The organism is Pseudomonas sp. IT-93MI4 (assembly GCF_949767635.1).
GTDB classification, from domain to species: domain Bacteria; phylum Pseudomonadota; class Gammaproteobacteria; order Pseudomonadales; family Pseudomonadaceae; genus Aquipseudomonas; species Aquipseudomonas putida_A.
Genome location: NZ_CATKPP010000055.1, coordinates 189,664 through 203,558, shown reverse-complemented (window position 1 = coordinate 203,558; position 13,895 = coordinate 189,664). Strand labels below are relative to the sequence as shown.

15 protein-coding genes and 1 tRNA gene are annotated in these 13,895 nt (G+C 59.0%); 3 read left to right on the top strand and 13 right to left on the bottom strand.

Going from position 1 to position 13,895, the window contains the following annotated elements; genetic code table 11:
• Positions 1–47 precede the first annotated feature (47 nt).
• The 7 genes from hscB to trmJ form a co-directional block, all read right to left on the bottom strand.
• Positions 48–569, bottom strand: a complete 522-nt coding sequence (hscB, locus tag ACM6I7_RS21945) for a co-chaperone HscB (RefSeq protein ID WP_003227901.1) — start codon at positions 567–569, stop codon at positions 48–50.
• 8 nt (positions 570–577) lie between these two features.
• On the bottom strand, positions 578–901 hold the full coding sequence (iscA, locus tag ACM6I7_RS21940) for an iron-sulfur cluster assembly protein IscA (RefSeq protein ID WP_003227904.1): 324 nt from the start codon (positions 899–901) through the stop codon (positions 578–580).
• A 28-nt stretch (positions 902–929) separates the two neighbouring features.
• Entirely contained in the window at positions 930–1,316 is a 387-nt protein-coding gene (gene iscU / locus ACM6I7_RS21935; RefSeq protein WP_003227907.1) for a Fe-S cluster assembly scaffold IscU, read from the bottom strand.
• A gap of 83 nt (positions 1,317–1,399) precedes the next feature.
• Entirely contained in the window at positions 1,400–2,614 is a 1,215-nt protein-coding gene (locus ACM6I7_RS21930; RefSeq protein ID WP_007964423.1) for an IscS subfamily cysteine desulfurase, read from the bottom strand.
• Positions 2,615–2,664: 50 nt separating this feature from the next.
• On the bottom strand, positions 2,665–3,156 hold the full coding sequence (gene iscR, locus ACM6I7_RS21925) for a Fe-S cluster assembly transcriptional regulator IscR (RefSeq protein WP_007956690.1): 492 nt from the start codon (positions 3,154–3,156) through the stop codon (positions 2,665–2,667).
• A 239-nt stretch (positions 3,157–3,395) separates the two neighbouring features.
• The gene (gene cysE / locus ACM6I7_RS21920; protein WP_003227913.1) at positions 3,396–4,172 is read right to left on the bottom strand and encodes a serine O-acetyltransferase; all 777 of its coding nucleotides are present in this window, start codon (positions 4,170–4,172) and stop codon (positions 3,396–3,398) included.
• A gap of 3 nt (positions 4,173–4,175) precedes the next feature.
• Positions 4,176–4,946 carry a tRNA (cytosine(32)/uridine(32)-2'-O)-methyltransferase TrmJ gene (trmJ, locus tag ACM6I7_RS21915; RefSeq protein WP_027612138.1) on the bottom strand — a complete coding sequence of 257 codons (771 nt, stop codon included), beginning with the start codon at positions 4,944–4,946 and terminating at the stop codon, positions 4,176–4,178.
• Positions 4,947–5,091: 145 nt separating this feature from the next.
• Here trmJ and suhB point away from each other — a divergent pair, with 145 nt between their 5' ends.
• Positions 5,092–5,910, top strand: coding sequence for an inositol-phosphate phosphatase (suhB, locus tag ACM6I7_RS21910; protein WP_003227916.1), 819 nt, complete (start codon positions 5,092–5,094; stop codon positions 5,908–5,910).
• A 248-nt stretch (positions 5,911–6,158) separates the two neighbouring features.
• Here the strand turns inward: suhB and ACM6I7_RS21905 are convergent, their stop codons facing one another.
• The 6 genes from ACM6I7_RS21905 to queA all read right to left on the bottom strand — a co-directional run bounded on the left by ACM6I7_RS21905 (position 6,159) and on the right by queA (position 12,262).
• A complete protein-coding gene (locus ACM6I7_RS21905; RefSeq protein WP_027612139.1) occupies positions 6,159–6,707 on the bottom strand; it encodes a glycine zipper 2TM domain-containing protein in 549 nt (182 codons plus the stop codon).
• Positions 6,708–6,828: 121 nt separating this feature from the next.
• Complete coding sequence (gene secF, locus ACM6I7_RS21900) at positions 6,829–7,743, bottom strand: protein translocase subunit SecF (RefSeq protein WP_096795519.1); 915 nt, start codon at positions 7,741–7,743, stop codon at positions 6,829–6,831.
• Between the two features lie 9 nt (positions 7,744–7,752).
• Complete coding sequence (gene secD, locus ACM6I7_RS21895) at positions 7,753–9,621, bottom strand: protein translocase subunit SecD (RefSeq protein WP_346649806.1); 1,869 nt, start codon at positions 9,619–9,621, stop codon at positions 7,753–7,755.
• A gap of 64 nt (positions 9,622–9,685) precedes the next feature.
• Positions 9,686–10,024 (bottom strand): preprotein translocase subunit YajC, encoded by a 339-nt coding sequence (yajC, locus tag ACM6I7_RS21890; protein ID WP_003227923.1) that lies wholly within the window; start codon positions 10,022–10,024, stop codon positions 9,686–9,688.
• A gap of 43 nt (positions 10,025–10,067) precedes the next feature.
• The gene (gene tgt, locus ACM6I7_RS21885) at positions 10,068–11,183 is read right to left on the bottom strand and encodes a tRNA guanosine(34) transglycosylase Tgt (RefSeq protein ID WP_161794909.1); all 1,116 of its coding nucleotides are present in this window, start codon (positions 11,181–11,183) and stop codon (positions 10,068–10,070) included.
• A 14-nt stretch (positions 11,184–11,197) separates the two neighbouring features.
• Positions 11,198–12,262, bottom strand: coding sequence for a tRNA preQ1(34) S-adenosylmethionine ribosyltransferase-isomerase QueA (queA, locus tag ACM6I7_RS21880; RefSeq protein ID WP_007964414.1), 1,065 nt, complete (start codon positions 12,260–12,262; stop codon positions 11,198–11,200).
• A gap of 108 nt (positions 12,263–12,370) precedes the next feature.
• On the opposite strand from queA, the gene ACM6I7_RS21875 reads away from it, so the two are divergent.
• Together ACM6I7_RS21875 and ACM6I7_RS21870 are read left to right on the top strand one after the other, a co-directional pair.
• Positions 12,371–12,455, top strand: a tRNA-Leu gene (locus ACM6I7_RS21875).
• A 164-nt stretch (positions 12,456–12,619) separates the two neighbouring features.
• On the top strand, positions 12,620–13,861 hold the full coding sequence (locus tag ACM6I7_RS21870; RefSeq protein WP_414889269.1) for a tyrosine-type recombinase/integrase: 1,242 nt from the start codon (positions 12,620–12,622) through the stop codon (positions 13,859–13,861).
• The last annotated feature ends 34 nt before the right edge of the window (positions 13,862–13,895 follow it).

The following is a 13,895-nucleotide window of genomic DNA, read 5'->3' as shown; positions in this document are numbered from 1 at the left end:
ATCAGGACTTATCTGTATATCAGGCGTGCGACCGGAGCGGCACTGGGTTAATCGTCGAGGCGCTCTTCTAACTGGCGCACTTCGTAGGTGAGCTTGTCGAGGAACTGCATGCGCCGCATCAGGCGTTCGGCCTGTTCGCGTTGCGCAGCATCATCCCAACAGGCTGCGAAGCTTTCGTTCAACTGTTCCTGAGCCACCTTCAGGCGCCGCTTGAATACCGCGACACCGTCGAGGTCGGCACTGTCCTGAAGGTCTTCGAGTTCTTCGCGCCATTGCATCTGCTGCAGAAGAAACTCGGGATCATGGACCGTGACTTCCATCGGCACTTCATGCCCGCTGATGGTCAGCAGATAGCGTGCACGCTGGGCCGGACTCTTGAGCGTCTGGTACGCGTCGTTGAGTCGCGCAGACTGCTCGAGCGCCGACCGCTGCTCGCGCTCGGAAGCGTCGGCAAAGCGGTCAGGATGAACACCGCGCGCCAACTCACGGTAGCGCGTGGCCAACTGCTCGAGATCCAGGCGAAAGCTCGGCTGCAGCTCGAATAAAGCGAAATGACAAGGAATACCCACGACAAGCCTCAGATGTTGAAGCTTTCGCCGCAGCCACATTCACCGCGTACGTTGGGGTTGTTGAACTTGAAGCCTTCGTTCAACCCTTCCTTGACGAAATCGAGCTCGGTGCCGTCCAGGTAAGCCAGGCTTTTCGGGTCGATGATCACTTTCTCGCCGTGACTTTCGAACACCTGATCCTCGGCAACCACCTCGTCGACAAACTCCAGCACGTAGGCAAGGCCGGAACAGCCCGTGGTGCGAACACCCAGACGAATCCCTTCACCTTTGCCGCGCCCGTCGAGGGAGCGTCGCACGTGTCGAGCAGCCGCTTCTGTCATGCTGATAGCCATCGTTGACTCCTTACTCGTCGCGCAATGCTTAGATCAAGCCTTTCTTCTGCTTGTAGTCGCGAACAGCCGCTTTGATAGCGTCTTCAGCGAGTACCGAGCAGTGGATTTTCACTGGCGGCAGAGCCAGTTCTTCGGCCAGCTGAGTGTTCTTGATGGTCTCGGCTTCGTCCAGCGTCTTGCCCTTCATCCACTCGGTGGCCAGGGAGCTGGAAGCGATTGCCGAACCGCAGCCATAGGTCTTGAACTTGGCGTCTTCGATAACGCCTTGATCGTTGACCTTGATCTGCAGACGCATCACGTCGCCGCACGCCGGAGCGCCGACCATGCCGGTGCCGACATCCGGGTCTTCCGCGTTCATCTTGCCGACGTTGCGCGGGTTTTCGTAGTGGTCGATGACCTTTTCGCTGTAAGCCATGGTGCTTAATCCTCACTCATCAGAGAGTCGCTCTTTAAGCCCTGCAACCTGGGGTCGCAGGGCCGGTTCGCGGCGACTTGAAATCAGTGTGCCGCCCACTCGATTTTCGAAATGTCGACACCGTCTTTGTACATGTCCCACAGCGGCGACAGAGCGCGCAGCTTGGTAACGGCCTCGCAGACTTTCTGCGCGGCGTAGTCGATTTCTTCTTCGGTGGTGAAACGGCCGAAGGTGAAACGGATCGAGCTGTGCGCCAGTTCGTCGTTGCGGCCGAGGGCGCGCAGAACGTACGAAGGTTCCAGGGATGCCGAGGTGCAGGCCGAACCGGACGATACCGCCAGATCCTTGAGCGCCATGATCAGCGACTCGCCTTCAACGTAGTTGAAGCTCAGGTTCAGGTTGTGCGGAACGCGGGCGGTCAGGCTGCCGTTGACGTACAGCTCTTCCAGATGCTCGACCTGCTTGTAGAAGCGGTCGCTCAGGGCTTTGATGCGCACGTTTTCGGCAGCCATGTCTTCCTTGGCTACACGGAACGCTTCGCCCATGCCGACGATCTGGTGGGTCGCCAGGGTGCCGGAACGCATGCCACGTTCGTGACCGCCGCCGTGCATGGTCGCTTCGATGCGCACACGCGGCTTGCGGCTGACGTACAGCGCGCCGATGCCTTTAGGGCCGTAGGTTTTGTGGGCGGAGAACGACATCATGTCGACTTTCAGCTTCTGCAGGTCAATGTCGACCTTGCCAGTGGACTGAGCCGCGTCAACATGCAGCAGAACGCCCTTGGAGCGGGTCAGTTCGCCGATGGCAGCGATGTCGTTGATGGTGCCGATTTCGTTGTTCACGTGCATCACCGACACCAGAATGGTGTCTTCGCGCAGTGCCGCTTCGATCATCGCCGGGGTGATCAGACCGTCTTCGGTCGGCTCGAGGTAGGTCACTTCGAAACCTTCACGCTCCAGTTGGCGCATGGTGTCGAGAACGGCCTTGTGTTCGATCTTGCTGGTGATCAGGTGCTTGCCTTTGGAACCATAGAAATGCGCCGCACCCTTGATCGCCAGGTTGTCGGATTCGGTGGCACCGGATGTCCAGACGATTTCACGCGGGTCAGCGTTGACCAGATCGGCCACCTGACGACGGGCGTTTTCGACGGACTCTTCAGCTTTCCAGCCGAACACGTGGGAACGGGACGCCGGGTTACCGAAGTTTCCGTCGACCAGCAGGCATTCACTCATCTTTTGCGCAACGCGCGGATCGACCGGGGTGGTCGCAGAGTAATCAAGGTAAATCGGCAATTTCATGGACTATCTCCTAAATCAGGCTGGCTGGCGTGCCGCTAGCTCTTTGGCTGTCATTCGACGGCGGACGCTTCAATCTTGTCCAGGCGCGGCGCCTTGCCATTGCAACGACGCTGATCCTGACGCTGGGCCACTTCCTGCACCTCACGGCGAGTTACGAGGTCGGCCAAGCTGATACCGCTGAGAAATTCGTGAATCTGCAGGCTCAGGTCGCACCACAGGTGATGAGTCAGGCAGGTGTCGCCGGAGTGGCAATCGCCCTGGCCTTGGCACTTTGTAGCATCGACCGATTCGTTGACCGCATCGATCACCTGAGCCACCTGGATGCCCTGCATGTCGCGTGACAGCTGGTAGCCACCGCCTGGACCGCGAACACTGGAAACCAGGTTACTGCGGCGCAGCTTGGCGAAAAGCTGTTCGAGATAGGACAGGGAGATGCCTTGGCGCTCGGAGATATCGGCCAGGGACACCGGCCCGTGCTGCGCGTGCAACGCCAGGTCAAGCATGGCGGTCACGGCGTATCGGCCTTTTGTAGTCAGTCGCATGGACAATTACCACGGAGTTCGGAATGGGCGGGAGTATGCAATTCCCGAGCATTTAAGTCAACTATAAGACCTAGTGCTTTAGTCGGGTTTACCCGCAAAAGAGCGCGCGCATCATAGCAAAGGCTGGCGGCGTACAGCCAGCGCAACCGCGAGATCGTTCTTCGCGAGCAGGCTCGCTCCCACATTGGAAAGCATCCACCAGCGGGAGCGAGCCTGCTCGCGAAACGCGGCGCCCCGGTTTAGCTGGCCTGGCTCTGATCCTTGCCCTTCACGCAGGCAAAGTCTTCTTCGCGCAGCTCAGGCAGATCTTTCGCACAGTAATTACTGCCCAGATCCTTCAGCGCGCCGCACATCCCTTCCAGCCGTCCATCCACCGCTTGCAGGTGATCGAGCAACTGACCGATGGCACGGGCCACCGGATCGGGCATGTCTTCGCTGACGCCATAGGCATCGAAACCGATCTTCTCGGCCATCGCCTTGCGCTTGGCGTCCTGCTCTTCATCGGTTTTGACGATGATCCGCCCCGGAATCCCCACCACTGTGGCGCCCGGCGGCACTTCCTTGGTGACCACTGCATTGGAGCCGACTTTCGCGCCAGCCCCCACCGTGAATGGACCGAGCACTTTGGCACCAGCCCCCACGACAACCCCATCACCCAGCGTCGGGTGGCGCTTGCCCTTGTTCCAACTGGTGCCGCCGAGGGTTACGCCCTGATAAATGGTCACGTCATCGCCAATCTCGGCGGTTTCACCAATGACGATGCCCATGCCGTGGTCAATGAAAAAGCGCCGACCAACTTTGGCACCCGGATGAATTTCGATCCCGGTCAACCAACGACCGAAGTTCGACACCAGCCGCGCCAGCCATTTCAGCTCGTTGCGCCACAGCATCCCGGCCAACCGATGAATCCAGATCGCGTGCATACCGGGGTAGCAGGTCAGGACTTCAAAAGCGTTACGCGCCGCCGGGTCTCGATGGAATACGCTCTGGATATCTTCACGCAAACGCTCAAACATCATTCAGTCCTTCCGCTTAAGAAGCTCACCACGGGCCGCTTTTTGGGTTTCCGTGAGGATGCCACGCAAAATATTCATTTCCGCCCGGCTGACCGAGCTGCGTCCGTACAATCGGCGCAGGCGCGCCATCAAGTGCCTTGGCTTTTCCGGATCGAGGAATTCGATGGCAACCAGCGTCTGCTCCAGATGCTCGTAAAAGCGCTCCAGCTCATCCATGGTCGCGAGCTCGGCGCTTTTCACCGAGGCCACTTCTTCTTTCTCGATCTTGGTCGGCTGCCCTTGAGCGGCCAGCCAGGCCATGCGCACTTCGTAGCTCAACACCTGCACCGCCGCCCCGAGGTTCAACGAGCTGAACTCAGGATCGGAGGGGATGTGCACGTGAAAGTGACATCGCTGCAGCTCCTCGTTGGTCAGGCCGGAGTCTTCACGACCGAACACCAACGCGATTTGTGCGCCCTGCCCCGCTTCCTCGACCACTTTGCTCCCGCATTCGCGGGGATCGAGCAGCGGCCAGGGAATGCGCCGGTCACGGGCGCTGGTGCCGAGCACCAGATTGCAGCCGACCAGAGCGTCTTCCAGAGTGGCGACGACTTGAGCATTTTCAAGAATGTCACCTGCACCGGAAGCACGCGCATCGGCTTCGTGGTGCGGAAACAACCGCGGTTCGACCAGCACCAGCCGCGACAGACCCATGTTTTTCATGGCGCGCGCGGCCCCGCCGATGTTGCCGGGGTGGCTGGTATTGACCAGGACGACACGAATGTTCTGCAGCAAGGGAGGCGCTCTCGGACACAGGAAAGGGGTGCAAATCTTACAGAACAGCCTACCGTTAAGCTATGAAAGCGAACAGCGACCTTCACCTGAAGAAAAGTTCTGATAGAATGCGCGGCTTTCTTTAACAACCTTAGGTGACACATCCATGCAGCCCATGCTGAATATCGCGCTGCGCGCCGCCCGCAGCGCCAGTGAACTGATCTTCCGCTCCATCGAGCGCCTGGATACCATCAAGGTCGACGAAAAAGACGCCAAGGATTATGTATCCGAGGTCGATCGCGCCGCCGAACAGAAAATCATCGATGCTCTGCGCAAGGCTTACCCGAATCACTCGATCCAGGGTGAAGAGACCGGCATGCACGTCGGTAACGGCATCGAAGGCGAAGAGTACCTGTGGATCATCGATCCACTGGACGGCACCACCAACTTCCTGCGTGGCATTCCTCACTTTGCTGTCAGCATTGCCTGCAAATACCGTGGTCGCCTGGAACACGCTGTGGTTCTGGATCCGGTTCGCCAGGAAGAATTCACCGCCAGCCGTGGTCGCGGCGCTCAACTGAACGGTCGTCGTCTGCGCGTCAGCGGTCGCACCAGCCTCGACGGCGCTCTGCTGGGTACTGGCTTCCCGTTCCGTGACGACCAGATGGACAACCTCGACAACTACCTGGGCATGTTCCGCGCCCTGGTTGGCCAGACTGCCGGCATCCGCCGCGCCGGCTCCGCCAGCCTGGACCTGGCCTACGTGGCTGCCGGTCGTTTCGACGCGTTCTGGGAATCGGGTCTGTCCGAGTGGGACATGGCGGCTGGCGCCCTGCTGATCCAGGAAGCAGGCGGCTTGGTGAGCGACTTCACCGGCGGTCACGATTTCCTTGAAAAAGGCCACATCGTTGCCGGCAACACCAAATGCTTCAAGGCAGTGCTGACGGCGATCCAGCCGCACCTGCCGGCTTCGCTGAAGCGCTAAGCTTCCTGCGAAAAGCAAAAAGCACCCTTTGGGGTGCTTTTTTTATGCCTGGAATTCGATCTTCAGATCACCAAAACCTTCATGTGGGAGCGAGCCTGCTCGCGAATGCGGTATGCCAGCCGACATCAATATTGACTGTCAGAATGCATTCGCGAGCAGACTCGCTCCCACAAGAAATCCGGGTTTAGCCAGAAATTCCGGGCACAAAAAAGCACCCCGCAGGGTGCTTCTTGTTAAACAGTCGGTCCTTACTGAGCCGGCTGATTCTGCGACAGAATCAGCTTGCCTTCCTTGTCGACCGGAATCTGGTTGCCCGGATCGCGATCCATCCGCACTTTGCCTTCCTTGCCATCGAGCGAGTAACGCACGTCGTAACCGACGACCTTGTCACTGATGTCATTCACGGTGTTACAGCGAGTCTGAGTAGTGGTGTAGGTGTCGCGGTTCTGCATGCCTTCCTGCACCTTGTTACCGGCATAACCACCACCGACCGCGCCAGCGACCGTGGCAATCTTCTTGCCGGTACCGCCGCCGATCTGGTTACCCAGCAAACCACCCGCTACCGCACCAATCGCGGTACCGAGGATCTGGTGTTGATCCTTGACCGGCGCCTGGCGGGTTACAGCAACATCCTTGCACACTTCACGTGGAGTCTTGATCTGTGTTTTGACCGGTTCTACGGCCAGCACTTGCGCATACTCAGGGCCGCTTTTAACTAGGCTGTAGGTGGCAACAGCACCCCCGGCAGTCACACCGACAGCACCCAATACCGCACCAACCAGCAACGACTTGTTCACATGAACCTCCTGACCATCACATGCGGGACGCGCCCGCGCTTCTCCCAGCCTTGGAGCACAAAAAAAGGCGCGAGTTCAACTCGCGCCTTTTTCGGGCTGACAACCGGTGAAGCGATGGCCGTTATGGACGGTCGTCGACTTCCTTCTCGGTGTTGGCCGGAGGAATCAGATCCTCGGTGCTCAGGTTCAGCCAGATCAGCACCACGTTCGCGATATAGATCGACGAGTAGGTACCCGCCAGAACACCGATGAACAGGGCAATGGAGAAGCCGAACAGGTTGTCGCCACCGAAGAACAGCAGCGCAGCGATCGCCAGCAAGGTGGAGATCGACGTTGCCATGGTCCGCAGCAGGGTCTGGGTGGTCGAGATGTTGATGTTCTCGATCAACGAAGCCTTGCGCAGCACACGGAAGTTTTCACGAACCCGGTCGAACACGACGATGGTGTCGTTCAGCGAGTAACCGATAATCGCCAGTACCGCCGCCAGCACCGTCAGGTCGAAGGTGATCTGGAAGAACGACAGGATACCGACAGTCACGATCACGTCGTGAATCAGCGAAACGATGGCGCCGACCGCGAATTTCCACTGAAAGCGGAAAGCCAGGTAGATCAGTATGCCGCCGAGCGCCAGGAGCATGCCGAGGCCGCCCTGGTCGCGCAGTTCTTCACCGACCTGCGGGCCGACGAACTCGACACGCTTGACCGTCGCCGGGTTGTCGCCGCCGACTTTCTGCAGCGCGTCTGCTACCTGATGACCCAATTGCGGGTCTTCACCCGGCATGCGCACCAGCAGATCGGTGGTCGCACCGAAGTTCTGCACGATGGCTTCGTGGTAACCGGAAGTCGCCAGTTGCTCGCGCACTTTGGTGACGTCAGCCGGACGCTCGTAGGTCAGCTCGATGAGCGTACCGCCGGTGAAGTCCAGACCCCAGTTCATGCCCTTGTGGAAAACGCTGAACAAGGCCAGAACGGTGAGAAACACAGTGACGCCGAACGCAAAGTTGCGAACGCCCATGAAGTTGATTGTACGTAACATGGCAGCCCCTTAAATCCACAACTTCTTGAAGTCACGTCCGCCGAAGATCAAGTTGACCATTGCGCGGGTCACCATGATGGCCGTGAACATCGAGGTAAAGATCCCGAGGGACATGGTCACTGCGAAGCCCTTCACCGGGCCGGTGCCCATGGCGAAGAGGATGCCGCCGACCAGCAGAGTGGTCAGGTTGGCGTCGAGAATCGCGGTGAATGCCCGGCCGAAGCCTTCGTTGATTGCACGCTGCACGGTCATGCCGGCTGCGATCTCTTCACGGATCCGCGAGAAGATCAGCACGTTGGCGTCGACCGCCATACCCATGGTCAAGACGATACCGGCGATACCCGGCAGGGTCAGCGTTGCACCCAGCAGCGACATCAGCGCCAGCAGCAGCACCATGTTCACCGCCAGCGCGACCGTGGCGATCACACCGAAGAAGCGGTAGATGGCGATGATGAACAGCGAGACGAACAGCATGCCCCACAGCGATGCATCGATACCTTTGGTGATGTTGTCAGCACCCAGGCTCGGACCGATTGTGCGCTCTTCAGCGAAGTACATCGGCGCGGCCAGACCACCGGCACGCAGCAGCAGTGCCAGCTCGGACGATTCGCCCTGGCCGTTCAGGCCGGTGATACGGAACTGCGCACCCAGCGGCGACTGAATGGTCGCCAGGCTGATGATCTTCTTCTCTTCCTTGAAGGTCTGAACCGGCACGTCTTTCTCGACGCCGTCGACAACCTGCTTGGTGTAAGTGGTCACCGGACGTTGTTCGATGAAGATCACCGCCATGCTGCGACCGACGTTCGAACGGGTCGCGCGGCTCATCAGCTCGCCACCGTGACCGTCCAGACGGATGTTCACTTCTGGTGTGCCGTGCTCGCCGAAACCAGCCTTGGCGTCGGTTACCTGGTCACCGGTGATGATCAGGCCACGCTCGATCTGCGCAGGAGGACGCTTGCCTTCACGGAACTCGAAGGTTTCGGAAGTGGCTTTCGAAGCACCCGGCTCTGCAGCCAGACGGAACTCAAGGTTGGCCGTCTTGCCGAGAATACGCTTGGCTTCGGCAGTGTCCTGCACGCCCGGCAGCTCAACCACGATGCGGTTGGCGCCCTGACGCTGAACGATCGGTTCGGCAACACCCAGCTCGTTGACGCGGTTACGTACCGTGGTCAAGTTCTGCTTGATGGAGTATTCACGGATTTCCGCCAGCTTGGCCGGGGTCATCGCCAGACGCAGCACCGGTTGACCGTTGAGGTCGGCCGGAACAATGTCGAAATCGTTGAAGTTCTTGCGGATCAGCGCACGGGCCTGTTCGCGGGAGTCAGCATCGCTGAAGCCCAACTGAATGGCGCCGCCCAGTTGTGGCAGGCTGCGATAGCGCAGCTTCTCTTTGCGCAGCAGGCTCTTGACGTCGCCTTCGTAGACTTTCAGGCGGGCGTCGAGTGCTTTGTCCATGTCCACTTCCAGCAGGAAGTGCACACCACCGGACAAGTCCAGACCCAGCTTCATCGGGTGCGCGCCGAGGTTGCGCAGCCATTGCGGGGTGGTCTGTGCCAGGTTCAGTGCGACGACGTAGTCATCACCCAATGCCTTGCGCACAACGTCCTTGGCCGGCAGCTGGTCTTCAGCCTTGGTCAGACGGATCAGACCGCCCTTGCCGTTGGCGGCCAGCGAAGCTGCCTTGACGTTGATCCCGGACTCACGCAGCGCGGTGCTGACGCGATCCAGATCGGCCTGATTGACCTGCAGTGCCGTGCTGGCGCCGCTGATCTGAATGGCCGGGTCATCAGGGTATAGATTGGGAGCGGAATAAATCAGACCGACCGCCAGCACCGCCAGGATCAGAATGTATTTCCACAGAGGATATTTGTTCAGCATCACGCCGCCCGTTATGAACGCGGGGCGCCTTGCGCGCCCCGTCGATTGAGTAGAAGTTGGAACCTTAGATCGCTTTCAGCGTGCCTTTTGGCAGCGTGGCGGCGATGGCGCCCTTCTGGAACTTCATTTCCACGGTGTCGGAAACTTCCAGAACCACGAAGTCATCGGCCACTTTGGTGATCTTGCCGGCGATGCCGCCGGTGGTGACCACTTCGTCACCCTTCGCAAGGCTGCTCAGCAGGTTCTTCTGCTCTTTGGCGCGCTTGGCCTGTGGACGCCAGATCATCAGATAAAAGATGACCAGGAAGCCGACCAGGAAAATCCACTCGAAGCCGCCGCCCATTGGGCCTGCAGCAGCCGGTGCAGCTGCGTCAGCCATGGCGTTAGAGATAAAAAAGCTCATTTAGCACTCCAGTTGCAAATGTTGAATCTTGGGGTCAGAAAACTCAGTCCAAAGGCGGAACGGGGAGCCCGCGTTTGGCGTAGAAGGCATCGACAAAGGCGGCCAATGTACCCTGTTGAATAGCCTCGCGCAAACCAGCCATCAGCACCTGATAATGGCGCAAGTTATGGATGGTATTGAGCATGCTGCCGAGCATTTCGCCGCACTTGTCCAGGTGATGCAGATAAGCGCGGGAGAAGTTCTGGCAGGTATAGCAATCGCAGGTCGGATCCAGCGGCGAATCATCATGGCGATGGAACGCGTTACGGATCTTCAGCACGCCTGTATCAATGAACAGATGCCCATTGCGGGCATTACGGGTTGGCATCACGCAATCGAACATGTCCACACCGCGGCGCACACCCTCAACCAGATCTTCCGGTTTGCCAACGCCCATAAGGTAACGAGGTTTGTCAGCCGGCATCATGCCCGGCAGATAATCCAGCACCTTGATCATCTCGTGCTTCGGCTCGCCCACCGACAGACCGCCAATGGCCAGGCCATCGAAGCCGATCTTGTCGAGGCCTTCCAGCGAGCGCATGCGCAGATCCTGGTGCATGCCGCCCTGAACGATACCGAACAGCGCCGCGGTGTTGTCGCCATGGGCGTTTTTCGAGCGCTGGGCCCAACGCAGCGACAGCTCCATGGATACGCGGGCGACGTCTTCGTCAGCCGGGTACGGCGTGCATTCGTCGAAGATCATCACGATGTCGGAACCCAGATCGCGCTGCACCTGCATCGATTCTTCCGGGCCCATGAACACTTTCGAGCCGTCGACCGGGGAGGCGAAGGTCACGCCCTCCTCCTTGATCTTGCGCATCGCGCCCAGGCTGAACACCTGGAAACCGCCGGAGTCGGTGAGGATCGGGCCTTTCCACTGCATGAAATCGTGCAGGTCGCCGTGCTCCTTGATCACCTCGGTGCCCGGGCGCAGCCACAGGTGGAAGGTGTTGCCCAGAATGATTTCCGCGCCAGTGGCGACGATGTCACGCGGCAACATGCCCTTGACCGTGCCGTAGGTGCCCACCGGCATGAACGCCGGGGTCTCGACGGTGCCACGCGGGAAGGTCAGCCGACCACGACGAGCCTTGCCATCGGTGGCAAGCAGTTCAAAGGACATGCGACATTCGCGACTCATTCTGTTTCCTCTGGGCCTGTGTGTTCAGGGGCAGTCGGGGCGGGATTACGGGTGATGAACATCGCATCACCGTAGCTGAAAAAGCGGTAGCCGTTGTCGACGGCGGCTTTATAAGCGGCCATGGTTTCGGGATAACCGGCGAACGCCGAAACCAGCATCAACAGCGTGGATTCGGGCAAATGGAAGTTGGTGACCAGGGCGTCGACCACATGGAACGGCCGGCCCGGATAGATAAAGATGTCGGTGTCGCCACTGAACGGCTTGAGCACGCCATCGCGCGCGGCACTTTCCAGCGAACGCACGCTGGTGGTGCCCACGGCAATCACCCGCCCGCCACGCTCACGGCACGCGGCAACGGCGTCGACCACGTCCTGGCCGACTTCCAGCCACTCGCTGTGCATGTGGTGATCTTCGATCTTGTCGACGCGCACCGGCTGGAACGTCCCCGCACCGACGTGCAGCGTGACGAACGCGGTCTCGACGCCCTTGGCGGCAATCGCCTCCATCAGCGGCTGATCGAAATGCAGCCCCGCCGTCGGCGCCGCCACCGCCCCCAGGCGCTGGGCGTACACGGTCTGATAGCGCTCGCGATCCGAACCTTCGTCCGGGCGGTCTATATAAGGAGGCAACGGCATATGCCCGACACGATCGAGCAGCGGCAGCACTTCTTCAGCAAAGCCCAGCTCGAACAGCGCATCGTGACGCGCGAGCATCTCGGCTTCGCCACCGCCGTCGATGAGGATCTTCGAACCCGGCTTCGGCGACTTGCTGGAGCGCACATGGGCCAGCACGCGGTGCGAATCGAGCACGCGTTCGATGAGGATTTCCAGCTTGCCGCCCGAGGCTTTCTGCCCAAACAGCCGCGCCGGAATCACCCGGGTATTGTTGAATACCATCAAATCGCCCGGGCGCAAATGCTCAAGCAAATCAGTGAATTGACGGTGTGCAAGGGCGCCGCTCGGCCCATCAAGGGTCAGCAGGCGACTACCGCGACGCTCGGCCAGAGGGTGGCGGGCGATCAGCGAATCAGGGAGCTCGAAGGTAAAGTCAGCAACGCGCATGATGGGGTTCGTCTAGCAGGGCCGGAAAGTCTAGCGGAATTATCAAAAATTGACCATGAAACGTGATTGACCAACGGTAATCACCTCTCTATACTTCGCCGCCATTGAGCCCTGATGGCGGAATTGGTAGACGCGGCGGATTCAAAATCCGTTTTCGAAAGGAGTGGGAGTTCGAGTCTCCCTCGGGGCACCACACAGCAGTATCTGAGAGTCTCTACCAGCCTCTCAGACCCAGAGAAACCGGCCACTTGGCCGGTTTTTTTGTGCCTGTCTGTCTACCCCTGTCTCCCCTTATCCGTTGTATCCCTGTATCCCTGCTTGTATCCTGAGAAAAATACCGAACTTTGGGATACATGGATGAAGCGCGCAGACATCAAGCGCCGCCCTCTCGCTGACACGACACTTGCGGGATTGGAGCCGGAATCAAAGGAATACAGGGAGCTGGATGGAAACGGCCTCTACTTCAGGGTTAAACCTGATGGTGGTAAATCCTGGCAGCTCCGCTACAAACGTCCGGCGGGCAATTGGGCTTGGATGGGGCTCGGGGGTTACCCGGAAGTAAGTGGTGCGTTGGCACGAGACAAAGCTGCGGAACTGCGCAAGGTAGTTAGCAGCGGGGCCGATCCTCTCGAACAAAAACGCTCTGCCAAAGCGGCAATTGATGCTGCCAAGACTCGTACCTTCCGAGCGGCTGCTGAAGCTTGGCTCAAGGCCAAGGAAGAAAAGGGACTCGCTCCTTCCACCCTTAACAAAATCCGCACTTATCTCGACAAAGACATACTCCCGGCGCTGGGAGATAAGCCCTTGGACCAAATCACTCGTACTGACTGTGCGGAGCTCCAAGCATCACTCGAAGCCCGGAACGCACACAACGTGGCGGAAAAGTGCCGCACTTGGATCAATCAGATATTCGGACGAGCCATCGGCTTAGGCCTCACGGAAAACGATCCTGGCAGCCGCCTCCGAGATATTGCAGCTCAAGCCCCAAAGACTCAGCAGCATCCTCATTTGCTGGAGCCAGAGTTGGCAGAGTTCCTCCAAGCACTCAAAAACACCCCCAGCAGGCTGACGGCCCGAACTGCTGCATGGCTCTGCATCTGGACCGCATCCAGACCGGGCATGGTTCGATTAGCTGAATGGAAAGAGTTTGACCTGGATAAAGAGATATGGACGACGCCTGCCGCCAAGATGAAGATGCGCCGAGACTTTGTGTGTCCACTCCCTAAGCAAGCGCTTTCCGCTCTCAAAGAACTTCATTGCCTCACAGGTCGTAGTCGCTGGCTGTTCCCTGGGGTGGGCGCTAAGAACCCAACGATTAGCGAAAACACCATCAACAAGGTCTTCGCGACTATTGGTTACAAGGGTCGATTGGTTGGTCATGGTACTCGTCACACCGCCAGCACTCTGCTCAGGGAACACGGCTGGCCGAAAGAGCACGTCGAAGCGCAGCTTGCTCACAAAGAAGAGGGAATATCGGGCGTCTACAACAAGGCTCAATACCTTGAGCATCGAGTGAAGATGATGCAGTGGTATGCAGATCACCTTGATGCGTTAGCAAGCGAAAAGGTAAACAAGGGACAATTTGGAAAAGCGGTATGAATGCACTTATCCATACCGCCTTCAAAATCCGTGT

Bases quoted from the DNA above. Each gene is read 5' to 3' on its own strand.
- suhB (WP_003227916.1), top strand. From the start codon at position 5,092: ATGCAGCCCATGCTGAATATCGCGCTGCGCGCCGCCCGCAGCGCCAGT.
- yajC (WP_003227923.1), bottom strand. From the start codon at position 10,024: ATGAGCTTTTTTATCTCTAACGCCATGGCTGACGCAGCTGCACCGGCT.
- iscA (WP_003227904.1), bottom strand. From the start codon at position 901: ATGGCTATCAGCATGACAGAAGCGGCTGCTCGACACGTGCGACGCTCC.
- secF (WP_096795519.1), bottom strand. From the start codon at position 7,743: ATGTTACGTACAATCAACTTCATGGGCGTTCGCAACTTTGCGTTCGGC.
- tgt (WP_161794909.1), bottom strand. From the start codon at position 11,183: ATGTCCTTTGAACTGCTTGCCACCGATGGCAAGGCTCGTCGTGGTCGG.
- ACM6I7_RS21870 (WP_414889269.1), top strand. From the start codon at position 12,620: ATGAAGCGCGCAGACATCAAGCGCCGCCCTCTCGCTGACACGACACTT.
- queA (WP_007964414.1), bottom strand. From the start codon at position 12,262: ATGCGCGTTGCTGACTTTACCTTCGAGCTCCCTGATTCGCTGATCGCC.
- cysE (WP_003227913.1), bottom strand. From the start codon at position 4,172: ATGTTTGAGCGTTTGCGTGAAGATATCCAGAGCGTATTCCATCGAGAC.
- iscR (WP_007956690.1), bottom strand. From the start codon at position 3,156: ATGCGACTGACTACAAAAGGCCGATACGCCGTGACCGCCATGCTTGAC.
- ACM6I7_RS21930 (WP_007964423.1), bottom strand. From the start codon at position 2,614: ATGAAATTGCCGATTTACCTTGATTACTCTGCGACCACCCCGGTCGAT.
- secD (WP_346649806.1), bottom strand. From the start codon at position 9,621: ATGCTGAACAAATATCCTCTGTGGAAATACATTCTGATCCTGGCGGTG.
- iscU (WP_003227907.1), bottom strand. From the start codon at position 1,316: ATGGCTTACAGCGAAAAGGTCATCGACCACTACGAAAACCCGCGCAAC.